Annotated in this window: 19 protein-coding genes, 1 tRNA gene and 1 other RNA gene; 7 read left to right on the forward strand and 14 right to left on the reverse strand. The window is 39.5% G+C overall.

The window, feature by feature from the left end; translation table 11 throughout:
* The first annotated feature begins 156 nt into the window (after positions 1 to 156).
* Positions 157 to 1107 (forward strand): thioredoxin-disulfide reductase, encoded by a 951-nt coding sequence (gene trxB / locus IE867_RS02050; protein ID WP_192483109.1) that lies wholly within the window; start codon positions 157 to 159, stop codon positions 1105 to 1107.
* A gap of 9 nt (positions 1108 to 1116) precedes the next feature.
* Here trxB and IE867_RS02055 read toward each other — a convergent pair whose 3' ends face one another.
* From IE867_RS02055 to IE867_RS02070, 4 genes are all read right to left on the reverse strand, one after another.
* Positions 1117 to 3324, reverse strand: coding sequence for a RelA/SpoT family protein (locus IE867_RS02055; RefSeq protein WP_192483110.1), 2208 nt, complete (start codon positions 3322 to 3324; stop codon positions 1117 to 1119).
* Positions 3325 to 3481: 157 nt separating this feature from the next.
* Positions 3482 to 3831, reverse strand: an RNA gene (rnpB, locus tag IE867_RS02060) — RNase P RNA component class A.
* Positions 3832 to 3841: 10 nt separating this feature from the next.
* On the reverse strand, positions 3842 to 4525 hold the full coding sequence (locus IE867_RS02065; RefSeq protein WP_192483111.1) for a DNA-binding protein: 684 nt from the start codon (positions 4523 to 4525) through the stop codon (positions 3842 to 3844).
* Positions 4526 to 4812: 287 nt separating this feature from the next.
* Entirely contained in the window at positions 4813 to 5997 is a 1185-nt protein-coding gene (locus tag IE867_RS02070; protein WP_225629921.1) for an amino acid permease, read from the reverse strand.
* 198 nt (positions 5998 to 6195) lie between these two features.
* On the opposite strand from IE867_RS02070, the gene IE867_RS02075 reads away from it, so the two are divergent.
* On the forward strand, positions 6196 to 6585 hold the full coding sequence (locus tag IE867_RS02075) for an acyl-CoA thioesterase (RefSeq protein ID WP_192483113.1): 390 nt from the start codon (positions 6196 to 6198) through the stop codon (positions 6583 to 6585).
* 133 nt (positions 6586 to 6718) lie between these two features.
* Here the strand turns inward: IE867_RS02075 and tsaD are convergent, their stop codons facing one another.
* The 3 genes from tsaD to clcA form a co-directional block, all read right to left on the reverse strand.
* Positions 6719 to 7732, reverse strand: a complete 1014-nt coding sequence (tsaD, locus tag IE867_RS02080) for a tRNA (adenosine(37)-N6)-threonylcarbamoyltransferase complex transferase subunit TsaD (RefSeq protein WP_192483114.1) — start codon at positions 7730 to 7732, stop codon at positions 6719 to 6721.
* The gene (locus IE867_RS02085) at positions 7729 to 7953 is read right to left on the reverse strand and encodes a lipopolysaccharide assembly protein LapA domain-containing protein (RefSeq protein ID WP_192483115.1); all 225 of its coding nucleotides are present in this window, start codon (positions 7951 to 7953) and stop codon (positions 7729 to 7731) included. Before IE867_RS02085 ends, tsaD begins: the two co-directional genes overlap by 4 nt.
* A 238-nt stretch (positions 7954 to 8191) precedes the next feature.
* A complete protein-coding gene (gene clcA / locus IE867_RS02090) occupies positions 8192 to 9547 on the reverse strand; it encodes a H(+)/Cl(-) exchange transporter ClcA (RefSeq protein WP_192483116.1) in 1356 nt (451 codons plus the stop codon).
* Between the two features lie 736 nt (positions 9548 to 10283).
* Between clcA and IE867_RS02095 the strand changes: the two genes are divergently transcribed.
* The 5 genes from IE867_RS02095 (at position 10284) to IE867_RS02115 (ending at position 17338) form a co-directional block, all read left to right on the forward strand.
* Complete coding sequence (locus IE867_RS02095; protein WP_192483117.1) at positions 10284 to 13007, forward strand: Rne/Rng family ribonuclease; 2724 nt, start codon at positions 10284 to 10286, stop codon at positions 13005 to 13007.
* 226 nt (positions 13008 to 13233) lie between these two features.
* The gene (locus IE867_RS02100; protein ID WP_225629922.1) at positions 13234 to 13809 is read left to right on the forward strand and encodes a tetratricopeptide repeat protein; all 576 of its coding nucleotides are present in this window, start codon (positions 13234 to 13236) and stop codon (positions 13807 to 13809) included.
* Positions 13810 to 13832: 23 nt separating this feature from the next.
* Positions 13833 to 15233, forward strand: coding sequence for a signal recognition particle protein (gene ffh / locus IE867_RS02105; protein WP_192483118.1), 1401 nt, complete (start codon positions 13833 to 13835; stop codon positions 15231 to 15233).
* A 134-nt stretch (positions 15234 to 15367) separates the two neighbouring features.
* The gene (locus IE867_RS02110) at positions 15368 to 16582 is read left to right on the forward strand and encodes an amino acid permease (protein ID WP_192483119.1); all 1215 of its coding nucleotides are present in this window, start codon (positions 15368 to 15370) and stop codon (positions 16580 to 16582) included.
* An 18-nt stretch (positions 16583 to 16600) separates the two neighbouring features.
* Positions 16601 to 17338, forward strand: coding sequence for a 16S rRNA (uracil(1498)-N(3))-methyltransferase (locus tag IE867_RS02115; protein WP_192483120.1), 738 nt, complete (start codon positions 16601 to 16603; stop codon positions 17336 to 17338).
* Here IE867_RS02115 and IE867_RS02120 read toward each other — a convergent pair.
* The 7 genes from IE867_RS02120 to aroK form a co-directional block, all read right to left on the reverse strand.
* Entirely contained in the window at positions 17332 to 21243 is a 3912-nt protein-coding gene (locus tag IE867_RS02120; RefSeq protein ID WP_192483121.1) for a YhdP family phospholipid transporter, read from the reverse strand. The genes IE867_RS02115 and IE867_RS02120 overlap by 7 nt on opposite strands.
* A 25-nt stretch (positions 21244 to 21268) precedes the next feature.
* The gene (gene rng, locus IE867_RS02125) at positions 21269 to 22747 is read right to left on the reverse strand and encodes a ribonuclease G (RefSeq protein WP_225629934.1); all 1479 of its coding nucleotides are present in this window, start codon (positions 22745 to 22747) and stop codon (positions 21269 to 21271) included.
* A 97-nt stretch (positions 22748 to 22844) separates the two neighbouring features.
* The gene (locus IE867_RS02130; protein ID WP_192483123.1) at positions 22845 to 23606 is read right to left on the reverse strand and encodes a class I SAM-dependent methyltransferase; all 762 of its coding nucleotides are present in this window, start codon (positions 23604 to 23606) and stop codon (positions 22845 to 22847) included.
* A gap of 104 nt (positions 23607 to 23710) precedes the next feature.
* Positions 23711 to 24709, reverse strand: a complete 999-nt coding sequence (locus IE867_RS02135; RefSeq protein WP_192483124.1) for a RelA/SpoT domain-containing protein — start codon at positions 24707 to 24709, stop codon at positions 23711 to 23713.
* Positions 24710 to 24818: 109 nt separating this feature from the next.
* Positions 24819 to 24905: transfer RNA gene (locus IE867_RS02140), tRNA-Leu, on the reverse strand.
* 129 nt (positions 24906 to 25034) lie between these two features.
* Entirely contained in the window at positions 25035 to 26123 is a 1089-nt protein-coding gene (aroB, locus tag IE867_RS02145) for a 3-dehydroquinate synthase (RefSeq protein WP_192483125.1), read from the reverse strand.
* A complete protein-coding gene (aroK, locus tag IE867_RS02150; RefSeq protein WP_192483126.1) occupies positions 26120 to 26644 on the reverse strand; it encodes a shikimate kinase AroK in 525 nt (174 codons plus the stop codon). Before aroK ends, aroB begins: the two co-directional genes overlap by 4 nt.
* Positions 26645 to 26745: the final 101 nt, after the last annotated feature.

A 26745-nucleotide genomic window follows, 5' to 3' on the forward strand; every position in this document is an offset into this window, starting at 1 on the left:
TTACCACTAATTTTATGCCAAAGCATTCTAATACAGCCTCGATATAAATATCATCACCTTCCCTACATCAACTAATTTCAAATCGGCAATAGCTTCCAGCGCGCTTTCCGTTTACCATGTTGTCGTTTGATTATTTGACATTATGGAGTAAAAAAGATGGCACAAAATCATCACAAACTTATTATTTTAGGATCAGGACCTGCTGGCTATACGGCAGCTATTTATGCCGCACGCGCTAATTTAAACCCCGTGATTATCACTGGCATGCAACCCGGTGGTCAATTAACCACAACAACCGACGTTGACAACTGGCCAGGTGAGGAAAATGGTATTCAAGGGCCTGAGCTTATGCAAAAGCTGCAAGCTCAAGCTGAGCGCTTTAATACTCAGATGATTTACGATCACATCAATCAAGTAGAGCTTAACAATCGCCCTTTCAAATTAATTGGGGATAATGGTCAATACAGCTGTGATGCGCTGATTATTGCCACAGGAGCAAGTGCCAAATACTTGGGACTTCCCTCTGAGGAAGCGTTTATGGGCAAAGGCGTTTCTGCATGTGCTACGTGTGATGGCTTTTTCTATCGCGGCAAAGATGTCGCAGTTATCGGAGGAGGTAACACCGCTGTTGAAGAGGCGCTTTATTTATCGAATATCGCTAAAACTGTGACATTAGTACATCGCCGTGATGAGCTACGAGCGGAGAAAATATTAATTGATCAAATCATGAAAAAATCTAAAGACGATAATATCCGCTTTGAATGGTTTCAAACCCTTGATGAAGTTTTAGGTAATGACGCGGGTGTAACTGGTATACGCATCAAAGATGTCAAATCAAATACTACCAAAGAGCTTGCGGTTGATGGCGTATTTATCGCCATTGGTCACACGCCAAATACACAGATCTTCAGTGATCAACTTCACATGGAAAATGGTTATATTACGGTTAAATCCGGTGTTACTGGCAATGCCACACAAACATCGATTGAAGGCGTTTATGCTGCAGGAGATGTGATGGATCATGTGTATAAACAAGCGGTTACTTCAGCGGGAACCGGTTGCATGGCAGCGCTAGATGCTGAGAAATATCTTGATGCACTTAAGTAAATAACAAAATTACGCAATCACACGCGTAACATTCTCAACATAAGCCGTTGAGCTCATCTTTTTAGCCAACGTATCTAAGGTTTGCATATCCGTCAAAATCAAGCTTAGTTTGATCGTTTTATGTTTATCTGAATGCGAAGGCTGCAATGCGGCAATCGTTATCTTTTCAATCGTTAAAATACTGGTAACTTCGTGTACCGCCTTTTCAACATCACTACAAATCAACAGCAAATCAACCTGATAACGTCTTAAGTCCTTTTTTCCCCATTGCACATCAAGCACCCGCTCAGGTGAGCTTAAGCTTAAACGCAAAAAGTTAGGGCACACCGCTCTATGCACCGTCACGCCTCGACCATGTGTTAAATAGCCAACAATATCGTCACCTTGTACCGGCTTGCAGCATCCTGCCATATGTGACAATAAATTATCAACACCATAAATTGTTAAATCTGTTTTGCGTGCATTGTCTTTTAAACTTTGTGTGACATTAACACTCTTAATCGCCACTTCTTCAACCGTTGGTTTTTCAATAAGCTTGTAATGCTCAACAATATAATTAACCACCTGATTAAAGCGCAGAGACCCCGTCTCAATTCCTGCATACAATGTTTCCTCATCTGCCATATTAAAATGTGAGGCAACTTCAGCATAATCAATTGACTTTAAGCGATGTTGTTTTAGTTCATCTAATAGGCGCTCGCGACCTAAGCTCGCATTTTGCTCTTTATTGAGCTGTTTAAACCAACGCGCCACACGTGCGCGAATTTTCGCTGAATGAATAAAACCACTACCGGCATTCGCCCAATCCAAACTGGGACTTGGCTCCTTGTGAGTGAGAATTTCAACCTTATCTCCAGTACTAAGCTTAGTTGTCAACGGCACAATCTTGCCATTGATTTTAGCCCCCTTGGTGCGATGCCCTATCATCGTATGCACCATATAAGCAAAATCAAGCACGGTAGATCCTAACTCCAGATCAATCACATCACCATTAGGTGTAAACACATACACTCGATTTCCGGCAAGCTCTTTCTTAAGCTCATCACTTTTTAACTCATCGGCAAGCTCAGTCTCCCAGTCAAGTAATGATCGCAACCAATTAACACGTGCTTCGTAACTTGGATCATGTTTAACTCCTTCTTTATAGCGCCAATGTGCCGCCACCCCCATTTCAGACTCATTGTGCATTTGATGTGTTCTAATCTGAATCTCTAGCGTTAAATGCTCAGGCCCATAGACAACGGTATGAACTGAGCGATAACCATTTGGCTTAGGTGTGGCAATATAATCAGCAAACTCACTGGCAATGGGCTCCCACAATTGATTAACAATACTCAAAGCACGATAACATTCATCAACCGAATCAACCAATACACGCATCGCTCGAATATCATATAGCTCATCAAGACTACGCTCTTTTTTGCGTAACTTGCGCCATATGCTATAAATGTGCTTCACCCGACCAGATAGCTCAAAGTGAATATTTTCTTTCTTAAGCTCAGTTGCAAGCATATCCATCGCATCATGAATATAGGCCTCACGCTGCAAGCGCTTCTTTTTTAATCCTCTGGCGATTTTCTTATATTCAACAGGATATAAACAAGCAAAAGCACGATCCTCAAGCTCCCATTTTGTCTTTGACAAGCCCAGACGATTTGCCAATGGTGCGTATATCTCAAGAATTTCCTTAGCAATTGTCTGCTTGTAGCTTTCCGTCCAGTTTTTAACCGCACGCATCGTACATACTCTATCTGCCAACTTAACCAACACGATGCGCACATCTTCAACAATGGTTAATAGCATCTTACGAAAGGTATCAATTTGCGCCTGATTAGGTTTGTCATTTTGCAATGCTCTAACTGCCGACATGGCTGTTGCACCATCAAGAATTTTCAACACCGCTTCACCACAAGACTCAAGTACAAGCTCAGGTGAAATTTTTTGATTATAATGAAGCTCAAATAACAATGCGGCGGCGACAGATTCCTCATCCGCCTGCAAATCAAAAAGCACTGCCGCCATTTCAACACCATAACCAAAACAAGTGCCACCATGCACCGAAGGCTCGTCAACACCGTATTGCGCTAAAATATCAATGGCGCCGGCAATCGTTGCTAAACGTTGTTTTGGATAAAAGTCTTCTAACAATGGTAACCATCTCTGAAAATCAATCAACCCTTCATCGGTTAAAGCATATTTGTCTGTTACTTGCACCATTCTTATCTATCCAAAAATCATCTTAAAAAAATCAAAAGTCCACACTTAGAATTTAAGCATGCACGATCAATAAAAGCTGTATTTAAGGATAACGAAAATCAGTAAAAAACCCTAGTGAAAGTATGATAAATATCAAACATCTTGCATTAGGTAAAAAATACTAAGTCAATCGATAAGCCGGGTTCTGTCGTGGACAGTCATTTATCTAGGCATTATGTCACCATAACGCTCAAGCAGCCTACCCGGTTGCAGCGCGAGCCACACTATTACAACCCTATTTGGCCTTGCTTCAGATGGGGTTTACCATGCCACTTTTGTTACCAAAAGCGCGGTGCGCTCTTACCACACCGTTTCACCCTTACCTATATAACAATACAGGCGGTCTGTTCTCTGTTGCACTTTCCGTAAGCTTACGCTTCCCAGGCGTTACCTGGCATCTTGCTCTTTGAAGCCCGGACTTTCCTCGTCCTACCACTTTTTGTAAGACGCGACTGTCTGATCAACTTAGCGGGCAGAATTATATACTTAACTGGCGACGAATGGCAATAATCTCTTGATCATAAGTTGTTTTCAAACGACTGAACTCGGTTTGCAATGCCAATAATTGCTCATTCGCCGTTTTTTGAAAATCACGCACTTCTTGATCACAGGTCATACGCGTATTAAGCAATTCATTCTGTGCTGTTTGATAGTGCTCTTGTGCTAACAAACGTGTACTTCTAATAATCGCTAATGCCTGAAAAAGCTTCTGGATAATCGCAGGCTCCGCCTTTAAACGCTCCGAAGTCAATGACTCGCGCGGAGCGATCGCCTCATAAGACTCATCAGAATTACCATTACCGATAAACTGCGTTCTTGAATAAGATTTTCTGTATTCGCTTTGCCCATGAGAGGATTGCTGTTGACGCATAGGCTTCTTTGATTTAAAGCCATTCATATCTGGTCTACGCAACGAAGAAGTGCCTGTATTTCTCGTATCATCGGATCTTGATTGTGAAAATTTAGGTCTTGCATTTTTATTTTCATGCATTAATTGCGCATTTTCTTTTTGCCACTTACCAAGAAGGACCGCGATCTGTGCATGCGTGCCCTTACCTAACTCGCGACGCACATATTCAAGTGTGACTTTGCGCCCCTCACGACTTAAGCGTTCAGCCACCGCAGCAAGTTCATCATAAGTTATCTGGTTATCTTCCGACATGAATTCCCTTAATTAAGATATTTCATATTTTTATTTTTTAAACTTTTTCTATTTCTTCTTACTTAGCATTTACTTTTAAGCTTACCTCAATTTCATCAAGGGTTTTGATATTCGAACATATATACTGCGCGCGCAGTATATAAACAATCCCGAAACGAGTCACCTAATCGCAAATGAAAAATGTACACCCATCTCATGCGCACAGTTTAGTTTTAGCAGAAAATCATTTTAAAGGTAAATGAAAACGGCTGAATTATGACTAAAAATATGCTCAAGCTCAAGAGAAATCATGCTAATACTGATAAAAGACCGATACTACTTAATATTTGCAACACAATAATAAATGCACCCAATAGGATCAATAATGATAAATATATTTTACTGGGTAGCGTATTGCGCCCCTCACGATTTCTTAATGACCATGCCATGCACGCCGGCAGTATAATTAGCAAAATACAAACAAAGATGCTGGCGTAGCCTAATGCAGCCAAAAAACCATTAACGAAAAAAACAGCGAATATTAATGGTGGCACATAGGTGATCACAAAGTTTAAAAGCTTTGCTTTGGTTGATCTCTTCAAGCGATAAGCATCTTGATTAAAATGAAATAATGCCAGAGTCACGCCAAGAAATGATGTTGTGACTGCAATATTGGAAAATCCAACAATAAAACCACTGGCCGCATGCACATTCAGTAGATGATGATACGCCTTACCTAAATCAACACCATGTGTCATGAGATATTTAAAACCATATTCACCCAAAACAGGAACAACACCTAAAGTAACAATAACCCATACCACATAGACGATAAATGGCACACTCGCACCAATGACAACAATGCGTTTTAACTCATGGTCATTTTTAAAATAATTACGAATCGTTGGAATCACAATATGAAACCCAAAAGAAGTGATTAAGATAGGAAAAGCATACCACGCATAGCCGATACCCATGCTTTGCGTGCTTAACAAACTGGTTTGCACATACGGCACGACGACCACAATAATCCCAATAAAACAAAGTGCTTTAAGAGTGAAAAATAGTTTATTTAGTTGGTCAACTGCTGATGTACCAAAATAAATAACCGCACCTAATATCACAGTAAATAACAGCGCCCCGTATCCATCCGAGTTACTTACACCTAGCACATATTGATCAAGCAGCCCACCACCCATCGCAATATACGCTGTGGTTAACGCATATAGCAATAATAGATAAGCCAGCCAATTGACAACTTGCCCAAAGCGTCCCAAAGTAGCAAACGCCATGGTATTTAAATCTGCCGTTAAGGGCTGACGCACATTAACTTCAACGATCAACAGTGCTGTTGCTAACATAATAATCCAGTTGATAAACAACAAGATCAACGCACTTTTAAAACCAACCGCAGCAACAGCATAAGGAATACCTAGCATTCCCGCGCCAATCGATGTACCGGCAATTAACAAAATACCCCCAAGTTTTTTCATCCTTGAAACCGTATGCGGTGTATGATTTTCCAACATATTTTTGAATCAAAAAATTAGCGAAGCTTCATCTTATCATCACCATTCAAAGTGACAACTAGTTTTCTTGTATAGTTTCATAATTCTCTATAGACGTGGATAAAAGCAACATGTTTTAATATCTATCGATATAGCGTTAATTCAAAGAAAACAAGAGACAAAATGTATAGTCAAACACTTAGCATCAAGGATGAACATATTGATTTTCAAGGGATTCTTGATGGATTATATTACCCGTATTATATGGAAAAAGTACGTCATGACTTTATGCGTGATGTCTTTGGTATAGATATCGTCAAAGCTGCCGATGAGGGCAAACTTTATTTATTAGCATCTTATGAGCTCAAATTTAAAAGCTCGCTTAAGAAGGGTGATCAAGTTGAAGTCACCTGTGAGCTTACGCCCATCAGCAACATCAAATTCGGGTTTTATCAAAAAATGCTTTGCAATGGCAAGGTTTGTGCTGAAGCGAACTTTATTGCCACATGCATTCCAGCAGCTGGAGGTCGTCCATTTGTGCCAGATGAAGTCAAAGAGGCATTGGCTCAATGATAATGAGACAATAAGCTTTTCCATCTAGACCGTCATTCACCTCGCCCCTTGCGGGAGAGCTCAGGCAGCTTATGCTGCGCGGGTGAGGGGTATTAAAACTCAACTTGAATTTCTAACAAACTTTAAAGCATCTTTAAAGGTTTAAAGGTGCTCTTGGTTTGACATTAATCACCATATCCTGATCAACAAAGCCATTTGCTAAACGATAAGCACCCGCTATGGCAATCATCGCCCCATTGTCTGTGCAATACGCCAAAGGCGGATAATAAACTTGCCAACGATTTTTAAGTGCCAACGCACTAAGTGCTGATCGCAATCCTTTGTTAGCGCTAACACCACCAGAAACAACTAAACTCTTCATACTGGTATGTTTTAATACACGCTTACATTTAATCACAATCGTATCAATTAGTGCCTCTTGAAATGCATAAGCAATGTCCGCTTTAATCTGCTGACTTTGATCCTGTTGCGCCTGCCAAGTATTAAGCACAGCTGTTTTCAGACCACTAAAACTAAAATCAAACCCAGGACGATCACACATCGGACGCGGGAAAGTAAAAACACCTGCTCGCCCTTGTTCAGCAAGTCTTGCCAAATGCGGACCACCAGGATAAGGCAATCCCAATAACTTAGCCGTTTTATCAAAAGCCTCACCTGCGGCATCATCAATCGACTCACCCAATAGCTCATATTGACCAAAGCGCTTAACTGCAATTAACTGTGTGTGCCCTCCTGAAACTAATAACGCCACATAAGGATACTCAGGTCTAGCCTCTTCACTTAATAATGGCGCCAATAAATGTCCTTCCAAGTGATGAATCGCAATTGCAGGAATATCGAGCATATAGCTTAATGTTTTGGCAAATGTTGCGCCAACCATTAGCGCGCCAACCAAACCTGGCATTGCCGTATAGGCAATCGCATCAATATCCTCGAGTGTCAGTCCTGAATGCGATAATGCTTCTTTAGTCAGTGGAATGAGTTTGGCCACATGATCACGCGAGGCAAGTTCAGGCACCACCCCACCATATTGCGCATGCAAATCAATCTGGCTGAACAATGCATTAGCAAGAAGTTTGTGTTTCGCGCCATCATAAATGGCAATGCCTGTTTCATCACATGATGTTTCAATGCCAAGGACAATCATTCCTTAACAGCCTTATCACGCAGTTTTCTTTTGCGTGACAATAACATCAAAATCATACCGATAACAAGCCCCAAAACAAAAGCTACCAACAGTAGTAATATCAACGGCAAATGAAACGTCCCAATCAAATAATTAAAGGTCACTTCCTGTGCATTCAATACTGCCAATGCCGCAACTAAAACAAATATAATCACTAAGATTATGTATCCCAATAAACGCATTATATCTCCTATAGCATATGCATTAATTCATGCCGTGCATGATAGTATATCTTTATGGGCGTATGCAATACGCCCCTACAAACTTCTTTATTTGTTCTAAACGATAGATGCACGCAGTTATCGCCATCTTTCCATTCTAGGCAACTTCAAACTTACGAACGTTGGCTGAGCGTCAGTCGAAGCCATTTCCCCCACCCTTCGACTTCGCTCAGGGGACGGCTCATAAATAGGATATTTTTCAACCTCCCCTCTTCTTAAACGACAGATAAAGTTTCTTACGTTTTGCCAACACAAGCGTTCGACTTAACAGCGTGCTATAAACAGGGCTTCCCCCCATAAAAATTGCAGCAATCGTTGCACTAAAACACGTAACAATCAATGGCAAGATCAGCGCATAATTCATCGTCATCTCAACAACAAGTACAATTCCTGTCAATGGCGCGCTAACCGTCGCGGTAAAAAGTGCACTCATGCCTGCAACAGCAAAAACTTGCGGATTGGTTATAAGACTCGGAAAAAGTGCATGTGCAACAATGCCGAAAAACATACCAAAAATGGTCCCCAATGCTAGCATGGGGGCAAATATCCCACCAGGCACACCCGTACCATAGCTAACCAATGTTGTAATAAAGCGCAAAACAAATAAAGCGATTAAGGCTGACAAAGCAATCTCACCATGCAATGCATCGGGCATGACTTTATAACCACCGCCAACCGCATGCGGCAAAAAGACAATGAGCAAACCCGTTGCCGCACCAATGAGAATGATCCACTTCCAAAAATCAAAGCTTGAACACTTAGCAAAGAAGTTCAATGAACGCACCAGATATTTATTAAACAAAACACCCAATGCACCAAAAATCGCACCAAAAACGACAAAAAGCCATAAACTTGACAAAGGTGGCGCGTTATATGCTGTCATATCGATATCCATCATCTGGCGAATGTTATAACCTCCAGTTTGCAACAATGCTTCAAGCAAAATATCGGCAACAACACAAGCAACAATCACTGTTTGCAATGATTGAAAGCTGTATTTGAATTGACGACGCATTTCTTCAATCACAAACAAAATCCCCGCCAAAGGCGCATTAAATGCGGTTGCAAGACCAGCGCCTGCACCTGCCGCGATAAGTACATGCGCATAATCATTATTCAATCGAAAGACACTTTTAACCAACTGACCAATCGCCCCACCCATTTGAATGGTGGGGCCTTCTCTTCCTAAGACAAGTCCACTTGATAAAGACATTACCCCACCGATAAACTTCGCAGGTAACACACGCCACCATCGAAGCTCGCGCACACCTTCAAGCGCTCCTTCAACCTCCTGGACGCCACTACCTGAAGCCTCAGGCACCATACGTCTGACAATAACTAGCGATAGAATCATAAACATGCTTGAGAAGAACATACTAAATAGGCAGAGTAAGACTAGATTATCTTGTAGCGCAGTAAAAGCTGCTTGCTGCCCTGCCAATATCCAATGGATACATAACTGAAAAAGTGCGCCAATACTCCCCACTAACACACCGACAATGGCACCATAAACGGTTGATCGCAATACATCTTTTGGGTAATGAACTTTATTCATCCTCATCCTTAAAGTGATTTATTTTTTCTATATCCTAGGCGTTAGCATAGAAACTCTTTAAGATTATTACAAGCATTCAACAATTTAACTTTCATTCACAGTGACCTTTTGCTAAAATACCGCTGTTTTTGCTCGATAGTTTTATAGCGCAATAACAAACAATAATTTGACATGGATTTTGACGATTGTACATCGACTGGGAGAAATCAATTGCGTTAGCGCAATTAGCCAATGACTCATTCATCTACATGACGCTTTGAATCCAACCGCACATAGTGTATTGACCTTTGAGTCTATGCTATGTGTTTTTAAAAGAAAGCATAAAATATGCAAAACAGATTTAGATGATTAATAACTGCAGTTATCTAAGACAACTGCAAGCAACCTTGGAGAATCTATTCACAAGGGCTGCACACATTAAACGTTAAATCACACAAAGGTATTAGGGCAAGGTTTAAGTGTCCTTAATTTGTGTAACCACTTATGACAAAGAGCATAAGTGACCATAGCAGAATATTTGCGTTTTTGGTCGCATAAGCACAAACGCAAGATGAGAAAACTATAGGAATCACAAAAAAGATGATTGTTTTTATAACAATAATAACAATAACAGCGTGCTTTTATTGGGTTTTAACTAGCCAGGCACGCACTTTATTTCATGCAAACACATCATCTACGCACTTAGCTTCATCCTTTGTACCTTTTAAACAACTTGAATTTAAAAGGATAACAACACATGAAAAAAATGTTAATCAATGCGCGTCAAGCAGAAGAAACGCGTATTGCAATCGTCGACAACGTTCAATTGATGGATTTAGACATCGAGAGTGTTGACAGAGAACAGAAAAAAGCCAATATCTACAAAGCAAAAATTTCACGCATTGAGCCAAGCTTAAATGCTGTTTTCGTTAATTATGGTGAAGATAAGAACGGTTTTTTGCCATTTAAAGAAATCTCCCCTGAATACTTCAAGAAGACAGCCAAAGACCAAGACACTCCGTTAAATGAGTTGCTTGATGTCGGTCAAGAGCTGATTGTGCAAATTGCAAAAGAAGAACGTGGTTCAAAAGGTGCGGCTTTAACAACTTTCATCACACTTGCTGGCTGCTATATGGTATTGATGCCAAATAATCCAAGTGCCGGTGGAATTTCTCGTCGCATTGAAGGTGATGAGCGTCAAAAACTCAAAGCACTTTTTGATTCTCTAACCATCCCTGCCAATATGGGCGTTATTATCCGCACAGCAGGTGTTGATCGCTCAGCTGATGAAATTCAAGCGGATCTTGATACTTTGACAACACTTTGGGATGCAATCAAACGTGTTTCATATCAGCGTAAAGCGCCTTTTTTAATTCACAAAGAAAGTGATATTACTATTCGTGCTATTCGTGATCACTTAAAAGAAGATATCAAAGAAATTATTATCGATGATGAGGAGTCTTACGAAGACCTTAAGCGCCAATTAAGCATGCTACGTCCTAGCTTTGTTGAGCGTTTGCAGCTTTATAAAAAAGATCTACCATTATTTAACGCTTTCCAAATTGAAAAGCAAATTGAAAGCGCGTTTAAACGTGAAGTGCAGCTGCCATCAGGTGGCTCAATCGTGATTGATACCACAGAAGCATTAACTGCAATCGATATTAACTCAGCACGTTCTACCAAAGGTGACAATATCGAAGAGACGGCTTTTGCGACAAACCTAGAAGCAGCTGAGGAAATCGCGCGACAATTACGTTTACGTGATCTTGGTGGTTTAATCGTTGTTGACTTTATTGATATGGCATTTTTCCCCAATCAAAAGGCAGTTGAGCAAAAGCTCGTTGATGCTCTATTCCATGATCGCGCACGCATCCAGATGACGCGCATTTCTAAGTTTGGTTTAGTTGAAATCTCGCGCCAGCGTTTACAAGCATCCCTTGGCGAGTCAGTAATGCACTCATGCCCACGTTGCGCAGGACACGGTTTTATTCGTTCAATCCCATCACTTGCTTTATCTATTTTACGCAATGTTCATGCAGAAGCCGTGCGTGATAAAACCAATGAGTTACGCGTACAATTACCCATTGATGTCGCAACATTCCTGCTAAACGAGAAGCGTGATGAATTAATGCAAATTGAAGAAGGTACTAGTACCAAGGTTACCTTAATTCCTAATGCCAACTTACAATCTCCACATTTCAGCGTGCAACGCATTTGGGGTGATGCTTATACGGCAAGTCGTCCAAGCTATGATTTGATTGAAGATAAAAAAGATGTTGAGCTTTATAAAACACCAAAACAGGATAAATCAAAGCAACCAGCGTTAAAATCTGCTGATTATAATCAGTCATCTAACAATAATGACAATAAAAAATCTGACAACAAGCCTCAAGCTACTAAAGAGATCCATAAAGAAGCCAAGCATAGCAAAGCTGAACCAAAAGGTTTTTGGGCAAAGCTAAGCGCTTTTTTCTTCAGCGATAAAGAAGACAGTAGTGAGCGTAATACACGCGATCAAAAACAATCACACAAATCTACGCAACCAAAGAAAGATCAACACAATAGATCTGATAATAAAAACAATGAGCGTAGTGAGCATCGTGGCAAATCTCAATCTCGTGACGGGCGTAATAATGATCGTGATAACAATCGTCGTGATAATCGCAACAACAATAGAAATCAGAATGGGAATAAGCCAAGTCACCAGCAACCAAGTGATGAACGTAATGATCATAACAATAAATCTGCTGATGCACGTCAAAATAGTGACAATCGCAGTGATCGCGGCAATAAGAATGATCGTAATGACCGAAATGACCGTAACAATCGTAATGATAGAAACGATAGAAATGATCGCGACAGAGGCAATAAAGGCAACCGTAACAATAATCGCAACAACCAGCGTCTACAAGTTCACCAAAGTGAAGAGATGGTCGATATTGCTGCACTAAAGAAAGATTCACCTGAAGCACAAAAAGCGGCAAAAGAAAAAGCGATTATGAAGACAATCTCAACCACACCTGAAGAGAAAATTTCAGTGATGGTTAAAGAGGTTTTAGCCGAAGTTACGACACTGACCAGTGATCAGGCTGTTCAGGTTGAAACACATGCTTCACAAACCCGCAAAGTTAAATACTTAAACTTTGAAGTAGTTGACACGCAAGCATTAACTGCTGAGATTGCCAAGGAAGAAAAACTTAAGCAACAAGAGCTTGCTAAACAAGCTAAAGAAACGCACGAGTCAACAGCTGAAGCTGAAGAAATTGGCATCATTATCGGTGAAACCACACTACAAAGTGATGGTAACACTACTAATGAGAGTAATGAGAACGAAGTTGAAACCGTTGCAGCAAATGATAATGACGACAGCAACAAGCAGGAAAAAAAACCACGTGCGCGCAAATCAGCGCGTAAACCTGCACACATGGAATATTCTCCTGCCGTTGATGTGAGCTCTCAAGGCTATATTACTAAAGCCTAATTCATTGGAGTTATGTACTTTAGAAATTAAAACACCCCGTCAGCCTACGGCTGCCACCCCTCTTACAAAGAGGGGAATTGGGCAAGGACTGGTATTATTCCCCTCTTTGTAAGAGGGGTGCCAAGCTTGCGAGGCGGGGTGTTGAAATAGACAAACTACGTGACCTCAATGCTTAAGATAATTACTTTCTTTTTAGATTGCGATAAAGTTTAACAAGTGAGGACAAATGATGATTAAGTTTAGATCTAAAGCACTTTTTATTGGTGGTATTTTATTAGCAAGTTTAAGCATTCAAACAGCAAACGCTTGTCTTTCCAAAGCCTATAACGATGCATATGCATTATTTAAGCATGGTCAATATAGCCAATCTGTGCCTGCCTTTACCAAACTCTACAATAACGGTTGCCCAACTTCTCCCTACTTTCTAGGGACTTATTACACCTACGGGATTGCCGTTAAACCTAATTATGATACAGCGATTAAATATTTTGATAAGTTCCTTGATAAGAAAAATCTGGCACAACCTCGCGACTATCGCGCCAATGCCTATCGTGCTTTGGCATTGATTTACAACACCAAAAATCAACCAGCAAAAGCTCATAATTATCTTGTTGACTCTGCCAAGCTAGGCAATACTGAGGCAATGTACTTATTAGGTCGATCATATATCGGCAAAGATCAACCGTATTATACAAAAACCGATCTTCACCAAGCCTTTATCTGGCTTAATAAAGCCGCTAATTATGGCAATATTTCCGCCATGAAACTCATCTATCAACATGAATTACAAAAAGATGCTTAAAGCATAATAAATAGGTAAAACATATGTTTAAAAGTTTATCCGAACGCTTAGGTGGCTCACTTGACAAACTCAAAGGTCAAGGTCGCTTAACCGAAGACAATATTAAAAGCGCCTTACGCGATGTGCGTATGGCGTTACTTGAGGCTGATGTCGCCCTACCCGTTGTTAAAGAGTTTATCAGTCGCATTCAAGAAGAAGCATTGGGTGAGAAAATTCGTACAAGTCTCACACCAGGGCAGACCTTTATTGCAATGGTTAAGAAAGAGCTTGAACGTACATTAGGTGAGAAAAATGAAACACTTAACTTAGGTGCTCAACCACCTGTTGTTATCTTAATGGCAGGTTTACAAGGCTCTGGTAAAACAACAACTACTGCAAAGCTTGCAAAACTCTTAAAAGAACGTCACGACAAAAAAGTTATGGTGGTTAGTGCCGATGTTTACCGACCAGCGGCGATTAAACAGCTACAAACTTTAGCTGAGTCTTTAGATATCAGCTTTTGCCCATCATCAGCTGATGAAAAACCTATTGATATTGCCGAGCGTGCATTGCAACTTGCCAAGCAACAAGTATGTGACGTTTTAATCCTTGATACCGCTGGGCGTTTGCATATTGATAATGAAATGATGGATGAGGTCAAAGCATTACATCATGCGATGAATCCAACAGAAACACTCTTTGTCGTTGATAGTATGACTGGTCAAGATGCGGCAAACACAGCCAAAGCATTTAATGATGCTTTGCCGTTAACCGGCGTTGTCCTGACTAAAGCCGATGGTGATGCCAGAGGCGGGGCTGCTCTTTCTATTCGTGAGATTACCGGCAAGCCGATTAAGTTTATCGGGATGGGTGAGAAGACCGATGCTTTAGAGCCTTTTCATCCAGATCGTATCGCTTCACGCATTTTAGGTATGGGCGATGTGCTTTCTTTAATCGAAGAAGTTGAGCACAAAGTCGATCAAAAAGAAGCCAAAGAGCTCGCAACAAAACTTAAAAAAGGGAAATCATTCACCTTAGAAGACTTTAAAAGTCAATTGCAACAAATGAAGAAAATGGGTGGTGTCGGCTCAATGCTAGATAAACTGCCAGGCATGGGTAGCATGTCTGCTAATCTTCAGGATAAAGTTAATGATAAGATGTTTGTACAAATGGAAGCAATCATTAACTCAATGACACCCTTTGAACGTCGCAAACCTGAATTTATCAAGTCATCACGTAAACTGCGTATTGCTAAAGGCTCTGGCACACAAGTGCAAGATATTAATCGTCTATTAAAGCAGTTTACACAAATGCAAAAGATGATGAAGAAAATCAGTGGCAAAGGCGGCATGGGCAAAATGATGGGCGCTATGCGCCAAATGAAGCAAATGAAAAACATGCCAGGCATGATGCCTCCTGGTGGCAAAGGTGGTAAGCTATTCTAAATAGCTTGTTTGACTCAACTTCATTTGATCAACTTCAAAAATAAATTATCTACTATTTTCACTTTTATGCAGCAGGAAAATCAGGTACTGTAACGTTTTAGTAATCAAAATGATCAATTTCTGGAAACTTTTTCATGGCAAATAACTCATTAGCAAAGCAGCTTGGCTGCATGATGATTGTCACCGGCACTGAAATCGGTGCTGGCATTTTAGCACTCCCTATTATCACCGCCAAGCTTGGCTTTATTATCAGTAGTATTGTGATGCTTATTGCGTGGGGCATTATGACCTATACTGCACTTTTAATTGCTGATATCTCGCTATCAATGCCAAAGGGTGCAAGCTTTGCCTCTATTGCTAAGCGCACATTAGGTTTACCCGGTGTTATCATCACTTGGATTTCATTTTTGCTCTTGATGTATTGTATTAGTGTAGCATATATCTCAGGTGCCGCTTCTGCTTTTAATTCATTACTGCCTAATATTTCCTCTAGCGCATGGTCATTAATCTTCGTTGTTGTTTTTGGTGCAATCGTCGTCGTTGGTACATCAGCTGTGGATGTTATCAATCGCATACTGCTCTCAGCTAAGCTTGTTTTTTTAGTACTTGTTTGTTTGATTTTTTTAAACTTCGTCGACTTTAGCAATTTAGCCGTTTCTCCAGTAGATTTGGTACCAACGTTATTAATTGCAATCCCAGTGATTATTACTTCTTTTACATCACATATTATTGTACCAACTTTAAGTGATTATCTTAATCAAGATGCTAAAGCATTATTTCGCGTGATTTTTATTGGCAGCATCATCCCGCTAATACTTTATTTCTTGTGGCTCATTGCAGTACTTGGTGTATTACCTTTGCATGGACCAATCAGTTTTATGAGCTCTATCTTTGATCACATGAGTGTTGATCAGGCGAATGTTGGTAATATCCTACATGCACTAAAAGAGAAAATCACCACAACAACTGCGAATATCAGCATGAACGTCTTTACCGATATCTCAGTGATGACATCATACTTAGGTGTTAGCTTGGCACTTTATCACTTTAATGTTGATAGTTATCGCTTAAACCGTCTACCTGCTCAATTTAAGACGCTTATCGCAATTATTCTTACTTTTATTATTCCACTCTTGGTTAATTTGCTTGACCCTAATCTGTTTATTAGTGCCATTGGTTATGTTGGTGTGTGTATTGCTGTTTTACTCTTAATGATGCCTGCCGTTATTGCCTATAAACTCAATAAGTCAGGGCATGTTTTCCATTATAAAATCAGTCAGTTCTCGCTATTGTGGCTTATCTCATTTATTGCTGGTATTGCCATTATTGTGATTCATTTTTCTGCCTAACCGTAAGCGAGTTATTATATGAGAATTTCTCGTGTATTTTACCCTGCGGTTTCTGCGCAATCCGCAATGATCACCCTTTCTACTGAAACAAGTCATTATCTTATTCGTGTATTAAGGTATAAACAGGGTCATCAAGTTATTTTATTTAATAATACTGATGGGCTTGAATACCTTGCTAAAATCAGTCATGCAGACCCTAAAAAAACAATACTTCAGATATTATCTAAAACTGAAAAGCACAATGATTCCCCCATTCATATTCATCTTTTTCAGGCACTGTCTAAGGGAGATAAGTTAGAAACAGTCATTCAAAAAGCCACCGAACTGGGCGTTAATGAACTCACGCCGATGTTGAGTGAACGCGTTGATTATAAGCTCAATCAAGACCGCATAGCGCATAAACTAGAGCATTGGCAGAAAATTGCCATAAGTGCCAGTGAGCAATCCGCCCGTGTATTTGTGCCTACAGTTAACACGCCTCAAGCTTTAGTTGATGCATTAACTATCGATGCGGATATGAAGCTATTCCTATCTCCTCATAGCAATGAAACAATTACCCGTCGCTATCAACAACAATCAAATGCTAAACGTTTTGCTATTTATATCGGTCCTGAGGGTGGTTTTAGTGATGATGAAGAGGTACTCGCCTTAAATAAAGGCTGTCACAGCATACGACTTGGCAAAAGAATACTACGCACAGAAACTGCACCTTTGGCAATTACCGCTATATTACAGGCTTTATGGGGTGACTACTGAACCTGTTTAAGACTTGGTTTATCCCAACTACCTGTCACATCAAAACTTACTAAACCAATATTTTTAAAGACGGTATTGCCTAAAAGTTTTGTACCTAAGTAAGTCGCAAAAGCCACAACAGGACCACCAATAGCACCTGCCACTGCCGCGGTTGTTCCAGAGAAATGCGGCTGATATTTAATGCGTTGGTTGAGTTGTTTATTGGTTATATCAACATTACCCGTTACCACCAAAGCAAAGCTAGGAGTATCAATAATGACTGAAGGATTGCTTTTTGCCAAACCATTATCAAGCGTATAAGCACCAATAATACTATTAAACGCCATGCCACGATGTTCAAAATCATCATAAGGCATAAATAAACGTTTGAAATATGAGTCCAGACTTAATAAACCAATATATTTAGCAATCCCTGAATCAACCGACAACACGACACCATTGAGTAAATCAGCTGTTGCTTTTCCTGAAATAGTCGAAACGTTTGGCATAAGGTCTGGCCAGCTTAATTGTACTTGGACATTGCCAGATCCGCCTTTTAAGAAATTATCATAGCCAAAATTATGCAGCATATCACCCCAATTTAATGAAAAGACATTGGCATGTACATAACTACCATACGAGGAAAGCTTCGCTGTCGCTAATAACTTGGCATTTGGATCATAGGCAGATAATACCGGGATCGATAACACCCCTCCTCTAACCGTTGTTGCCATTAGAAAATTTGGGATCGAGTAACCACCCACTTGCAAGTTGGTCAACTTGACATTCATATCGGGCGTTTTGCGCAACACATCAGATGTTAATAAGGTGTTTAACATCGTCATAACGTCAGTTTCATTGCTTGTATTATTTTCTTTTCTAGCTTCACCCCTCGTTTGTGGTAAAGCAAAAAACAAATTATCTGCACTGACTTCAATCGGTTCACTTAATGCATCAGGTACGCTGATAACCAATGATTTTTGTGCCTCTCCACGCACAATATAGTTTGTGTAATTATGCACGCTATTGGTTTGCAAAGTGATATTTTGGTAATTGCTCCCAAAAAAGTTTAACTGATCAATACTGAGCATCACTTTTGGCCGCAGTAACTGATTAAGCTGTCGATAAACGCAGTCATTATAATTTGCAACCACAAAGCATCCTGTTTGACTAAAGTTTTTATCAATTATCGGCACATCTAAGTGCAAGACCTGCTGCCATTGCTCTTTATTTGCTACATTTAGAATATCTGTACTACTGATACTTTGCATCGCATTGACTATCAACTGGCTACTTAACGTTGATAGCTGTCCATATAAGCCTACATCAGAGACAACACCCTTATCATTAACATTCATGCTTGCGCTTAGCTTGTCCTGGTGTTTGATATCCAATTTGTTACTGAGATACCATGAGACTGTCTTATTTGCTGATCGATTTTTTTGCCATGTACTTTTTAATAACAACGGGGTATATTCAAAACTTTTTTTCGTTAGTGGTTCACCTAAATTATTCTGCCAGCCCAGTAAGTTAGAATTCACTTGCAAAATACCTTCATTGATATTGCCTCTAATGGCAAATTCAAATGGCAACACACCTTGCATCACATGATATATCCCATGATCTAATTGCTCAGCACTGAACCTAGGTGAAAATGCGACAGATGCTCCACCTTCAAGGTTAATACTCGGATTGTCAAGATCAGCAACATCTACCATCCCCTTGACATTAAAAGGTATATTCATATTCAAAAATCCTGAAAGATTTTGAATTTTGAGCGTTTGATTATTAATCAGTACCTCGGCATTAACACCATAAAATGATTTAGATAACGGTTTTTTAATATCAACAACACCAGATTTAAGCTCAACTTTACCTGCAAAACGATCCTTTTTTGTATGATCACCCAAGGCAATGCCAATATTAAGCTTGGCATTAATGTCCCCTTGATACTGCGCATATTGATTAATTTGTTGTGCCAAGGTTCTATATTTCGTTTGCGCCAAATATGCATAGGCATGCTGGCTATTGGTCGCAACATCTGCATTAATACTGAAAGTCGCAGGCACATTAGGCGCAATATTATCAATCTTTAAGTCAACATTTTTGATTGGAATACCGGCTAAAAATCCCCGATTAACCTTAGCAGTAAATACCTCATTATCAAAATGTAAATCACCCATAATCTGGTGTGCTACACCTAAACCAAAATACGGTGACAAACTACCCTCTTGAATGGTCGCATCAATCTTAAATATGCCATCATGCTTAGGATATGGAATTTTGCGTGCAATGCCATTTATTGCAAAGTTGGCATCTAATTTTTTAGCGCCATATAAACATTGCATTAACCAATCATATAACGGCTTAGGAATTCCTTTTTGCGGCAAAAAGGCTTGATATTCAGTTGTGAGGTTTTTGCCACTTAACTTACCCTTAAGATCAAGACTAAAGTTTTTAGGATCAGTCAATGGCACATCAATAGCACCTTTACTCATGAAATGAATATTCGCATTCGTTAATGCCAGATCATCAACCACAAAGCGGATTTTTGAAGGTTCTTTGATGATATCTATATTTCCTTTAACTGCAATCTCTGGCCAATCTCGACTAAATATATGATTCTCTGCCATATCAAAACTTGGCGAGTCTATGATTAGTTTCACGTGGTTTTCACGCCACCAAACGTTGCCACTTAAACCTTTAAAGTCGACATGATGATCACTATTGGCAATACCTAGATCATTAAAATGCGCTTTTAATTGCATACCTTTTAAACTAAAGTCTTGCAAATCAAAGCTGAAACGCACATTGCTTAGCACACCAGAGAGCACAATGTTTTTACGCCAATCACTTTTTTCCATCTGCACTAATGACGAGAAATCTGCTAAATCAAGTCGTGGAATATTCATCACTAAACGGTGTTGATCTAATGAAAAAAGTGCAGATCTGAAGGTATATCGCTTATGATTCATGACAAAAGACAACGGATTAGCACCTAATACAAAGCGATTTTGATAACGAAACAATTGCAGATTAAACACAACATTACTAAATATTGACTCATCTAACTGACTGGTTTTAAACTCAGCTTTTGATAGCTCACCCATAATCATGACTGAGTCTAGTCCCTTGGTTGAGCTAACCACAGAAAATGCTAATTGATGATCAGTCAAATGTGATATTTTCACTTGTTTTGTCACGCCATCAATTAAAGTTGCTAAGATATTATGCTTATCATTTAAGGTACTATCAAAATAGTATTTATGCTCTTTGTTCTCAACAACCGAGACGATATCAATTTGCCCAAGCTTGGGCAGCATATTAGCCTTCTTCTGTGGTTGTAATGTTAAGCGTAAAACGCCTTTTGCTTGCGTTCTCTGCTGATAACTTGCATTAACTACAAGCTCTGCTAATGATTGAGTATTTTTAAGGATATCAACGCGCATATTCTGCAATTCGAGATTATTTTGTTGCAATAGATACCCCAAGATACTCGACCAGCGTCCACCGATTTCATCAATCTCTGCTACTGACAAGGATTGCAACATTCGATAATTAAAGGCCTTGTCACTGGAATAAAAGACAAGCTTGGGTTCTGCCACCGTGACATCTTTGGTGACAAAGCGCCAACTCATCAGTGACTGCCATGCATTAATATGCACCGTCATTCTAGGAATATTAAGAGAAAACCCTTTATCTTTAACCTTAACATCTTTGACCTCAATCACAGGATTGATGCCATGCCAACTGGCATACTCGACTTTTAAAGAGACGCTCGAGCCCGTTACCTTTGATAATACATCTTCAATCGAGCTTTGATACGCAGGCAGAAGTCTCAAAACACCATAGCCAACAACACAAGCAACAATTAGAAAAGTAGCAAATACTGAGCTTAACCATAATATAAATATTCTTCTTTTCATAAATTGCTGCTCATTAGGTCCATAACTACATTAGCACAATATCATACATTTCTTGAGCATAGCTTAATTCTGGCTGAAGTTTAACGGGTTTACCAATAATAATTTCTAATTCGCCTAAACCAAATGATTCATCATTTTGCAAAGCATCAATCACCGCGTTTGCAGCAACGATCAAAAAGCCATTGCTTTGATAAGCATTTGCCTCACGATTAATCTCGCGAAAAATCTCATAGCAAATACTTTGCACTGATTTAATACGCCCTTTTCCTTTGCACATTGGGCAAGGCTCACACAAAAACTGTGCCAAGCTTTCCTGTGTACGTTTGCGCGTCATTTCAACCAAACCGAGCTCTGACAAAGGTGAAAATGTCGTGCGCGCATAATCAAGCTCTAACGCCTTTTCAAGCGCCTCTAGCACTAGTGTTTTATGCTCTTCGTCTGACATATCAATAAAATCGACAATAATAATACCACCGAGATTTCTTAATCTTAACTGCCTTGTTAAAACCCGTACAGCCTCTAAATTAGTTTTAAAAATTGTCTCTTCAAGATTGACCATCCCAACATAACCACCGGTATTGACATCAATCGTTGTCATGGCTTCTGTTTGATCAATAACAATGTGCCCACCAGACTTTAATGGCACTTTACGCTCAAGCGCTCGTGATAACTCTTCTTCAACACCATACATGTCAAAGATTGGCGTGTTTGAGCTATATAACTCCAATTTCTCACGCACACCAGGCACAAATTTATCACTAAAGCGGCATAACTCACTATACATATCAATATTATCAATGCGAATGCGCTCAACCTTATCATTAGCAAAGTCTCTTAACGCACGCATAACAAGACTTAAATCTTGATAAACAACGCCCGGCTTTGTCACGGTACTGGCTGAATCAACGACGTCTTGCCATAAGTTTTGCAAGAAATTAATATCTTTTCTAAGCTCCTCAGAGGATAAACTTTCGGCAACCGTGCGAATGATAAACCCGCGTGGGTAGTCCGAACCAATTGCTTCTTTCATCACTTGTTGTAATCGATCACGCTCCTCCTCAGATTCAATGCGCAAAGAGATACCAATATGGTCTAAGTCTGGCATATGTACTAAATAGCGCGATGCTAATGACAAATGCGCACTTAAGCGTGCACCCTTGCTGCCTAATGGATCTTTAAGCACTTGCACCAAGATGCTCTGCCCTTCTCTCAACCAATGACGCACATCAGCTTCTTTGCTGTTTAAATCAATGCCAGCGCTTTCATCTGAGGCAATAGGCATAACATCCGAAACATGCAAAAATCCCGAACGTTCAAGTCCTATATCAACAAATGCAGCCTGCATTCCAGGTAAAACACGTGTGATTTTCCCTTTATAAATATTACCAACAATACCGCGCTGATTCTCACGCTCGAAATGCACTTCCTGCAACACACCATTTTCAATTACGGCAACCCGCTTTTCGTGTGCTGCTATATTCATTAAAATCTCTGCTTTTATCATAACAGCCACTACCAAAATCCAAATAATTTATTCATAAAACAGTTTACTGGATTTAACTCGCTGCAGCAGTAGTTTTTACGGTGTTTTTGAGAGTTTACTACTTAACTTTGATTGCAACCATACGTAAGCGCACATAATCAGCATACCACTGACCATCTTGATATTGTGTGCCTTTTGCCAACGATTCAACCTCACTTAAATAATCTTCATGACTATCATCTGAAATCTGACTTAAGACATCATTGCGAAACATCTTCACCCAATTGCGTAATCCCTCATCCGTTTGCAGTAAGGTTGGACGATCAAAATGAACAGCAAAACTCACACGAAAACCGTTATTTTCAAGTAATGTCGCATATTCAGCAATTGATGGATAGAAATTAAAAGCACTGAACTTTGTTACGCCATATGACTTAGCTGCGGCCTCAATCGCAGTCAGCACGTTATTAACATTGCCTTTACCACCCATCTCAAAAACAAAGCGTCCATTGGGTTTTAGCACTTCGTTGATATTTTTAATCACCGCATCGGCATTGTGCATCCAGTGAAGGGCTGCATTAGAAAAAACAGCATCAAAACTTTCCTTAGCAAAAGGAAAAGCTAGTTCGGCATTGTGCTGTGTAAACTCAACATGTGGATAATCTTTATTTGCCTGATCAACCATTGACTGCGCAAAATCAACACCATAGACCTTGTGACTTCTTTTGGAAATTTCATGACTTAACTCACCATTGCCACAGCCTAAGTCTAATATGACTTCATTTTGTTGAGGCGCCAGTAACTCAACCACTTCATAACCATAGTTAGTAACAAAATTATGTTGTGTTGTATAACGCTTAACATCCCATTGTGTTGTCATTGTTTTATCCTCAATTGACCGTCTGAGGTTTCATTATTATGAATAACATAAGATTCGTCAAAAATGACAAGCAAACTTCCTTATAAGATTTAGCCCAACAACCTTCACCTTTTGATGGTTTGCTTTGCCAGCCTAATAAACTCATGGCTATCGGCAAAGTAATTTGGATAAGCTTTCTTAAGCTCCTTCAGAGGTTGCGCATTAATTAAAACAATATCTGTGTTTCGATCATCATTAAATTGTTTCTCAAGAGCTAAATAAGTTTCAACTGCCCTTTGATAACCATTTTTTGTAAAAGGCTGAATTTTAATTTCTTGATCTTGCAAAATAAGTAAATAATACTCGCCAATACTTGGTGCTTTTTTGTCTATAAATTGTGTTGTTACTCTATATTTTGATAAAGTAGCTAGTGCATTAAGTTCATTGTCAAGTTTAATTATTTGATCAACATTATCATCACCAAACAATCCCGTAGAAGGCAATTGCTCCATTTTGGCAAACTCATCTGATACTCGAGCAAAAAACTCTAACCATTTTTCATTACCTGCACTTGCTTTTAACATCTCTCGATTAAAAAGTCCTACAATTTCCACAGCAGTTGCCCAAGCATGCTGCACCTTTGTTCTTAATTGAACCTCTACCGTCAAACCTTTATATTTAGCATTTTCTTCTTTTGTTGGATTATATTTATAGCTTAAGTGCAGACTTCTATAACCTGATTTCTTTGGCGAGTCAAAGTAGTTCTTCTCAACTTTCATTACCTTTTTTACAAGTTCCTTAGCAAGCACTAATACTTGTTCTTTATTTGCTAAGACACATCGACAACCACCTATATCTTGCATTCTACTGAGTTGCATTTTCAAGTAGCGCTGCAGCTTTGCAGTAATCGAAGGCGTTCGTTTAAGTCTTTGACTCAAAATAGCACCTTTATCCAAAGCCTTAGCTTTATGTTTCAGAAGTTTATAGGCAACACTTAGTGGCTGTGCATGCATTGCCCTCCAGTTAGATAGTGCTTGTAAAGCTTCATCTGTTACATGATCTCTAAGGATTTTTCCTGCCTTATCAGCTTGGCTTTTTGAGATTGTTTGTTCATCTGTAACCATAACATCCTGACTTTACTGATAATATAAAATTCTTTCAGCCATTATGACAGTAAATAACAAATAGTCTAACGGCATAATAGATATTCAGCATTTTAATTTAGAAAATCTTTGGTACCAGAGGCCGGACTCGAACCGGCACAGTGTTGCCACCGGTGGATTTTGAATCCACTGCGTCTACCAATTTCGCCACTCTGGCACACAAACTTGTGTGAATGATAAATTGAACTTCTCGTATCGCGAGAACAGGTGCTATTCTAGCTAAAGGACATCTGATGTCAAACACTATTTAAGCTTTTATAATAATTTATGATGAATCAAGATAAGCTTAATCAAAATAGCTTGAAAGAAAGTCTGATAAATAATTTTCTGAAATTGATTTATCTACTTTTGCCTGACCAATCGCATCTAACAAAATAAGTGTAATACCTGCTGTGGTATTTTTCTTATCACGCAACATTGCTGCGATAAACTGTGTCTGACTCAATCCTTTTGGTAACACCACTGGCAATGAGAAGCATTGAAGTAGTGCGCGTATTCTTTTAACAACTGATTCATCAACAAATTCTAAAGTTTGTGATAACTCGGCAGCCATTACCATGCCAATAGCAACCGCTTCACCATGCTTCAACCCTTGATAGTTTTGACAACACTCAATGGCATGTCCAAAGGTGTGCCCAAGATTTAAAAGTGCGCGCACACCCGTTCTTTCTTCTTCATCAAGACTGACCACATACGCTTTAAGTTCGCAGCTTTTAGCAATGGCATAGATTAATGCATTTGGATCATGCGCTATTAATAACTGAGTATTTTGCTCAAGCCATGCAAAGAAATCCGCATCAATAATACAACCATATTTAATCACTTCTGCCATGCCTGCGGCAAATTCACGTTGAGGTAAAGTTTTTAAAAATTGTGTTGATGTCATCACCAATTGTGGTTGGAAAAAAGCACCAATCATATTCTTACCCAATGGGTGATTAATCGCTGTTTTACCGCCTACAGACGAATCTACTTGTGACAATAAAGTCGTTGGAATCTGAATCACATTGGTACCACGCTGATAGGTAGCCGCTGCAAAGCCTGTAATATCACCGATAACACCACCACCTAATGCGATAAGCACGCAGTTACGCGTGTAATTACGCTCAAGCAAATGTTGATAGATCACATTTAAAGAATCACTGTTTTTATGCGCTTCACCATCGGCTAAAATACAATGCGCATATTTAAAACATTCACCTTTAATGACTTCATCCAATTGTGATAAATACAAATTAGCAATTGTGACATTAGTGACAATCAGTACTTCTTTGTTTTTGATATAGGGAATAAGCTTCGTAAAGTTAATATCAGGCGAAATCATAACAGGGTAACTTGACTTACCCTTTGGGGAAACGAGAACCTCGGTGATCACACCGCCTCTTCCATTAATAGATTGGTGATTTTTTGCACCACATTGCGCACAGTCGTTTCACTTGTCTCAATGGTAATATCGGCAATCTCTCGATATAATGGTTCACGCTCTGCCATTAATTTTTTCAGTTGTGCTTCCTTATCATCGACTTGTAATAATGGACGCTTTTTATCTTTGGCTGTACGTTCTAATTGTTGCTCAATTGAGGCTTGTAAATAAACCACTTTGCCACGCGATGACAACAGCGTTCTGTTCTCAGGCAAAATAATCGCACCACCACCAGTAGCCAAAACAATACCTTGACGAGTTGCTAAATCACCGAGCACTTCTTGCTCTCTTTTTCTAAAACCGTCTTCGCCCTCAATATCAAAAATCCAATCAATATCAACGCCACAACGTTGCTCAATCTCACGATCTGAATCGACAAAGTCAAGCTTAAGCTCACTTGCTAATTGACGACCTATTGTACTCTTGCCAGCACCAACTGGCCCAATCAAGAAAACATTTTGAGTAATAATCATTTTTCTCTACATTACGTTAATATGTTTAACACATAGACCCACAACACGATCATAACTTTGCATGATCCACTTCAAAAAACCAAAACAAAATACACAAAAAA

It is taken from the genome of Cysteiniphilum marinum, assembly GCF_014857925.1.
Taxonomy (GTDB): domain Bacteria; phylum Pseudomonadota; class Gammaproteobacteria; order Francisellales; family Francisellaceae; genus Caedibacter; species Caedibacter marinus.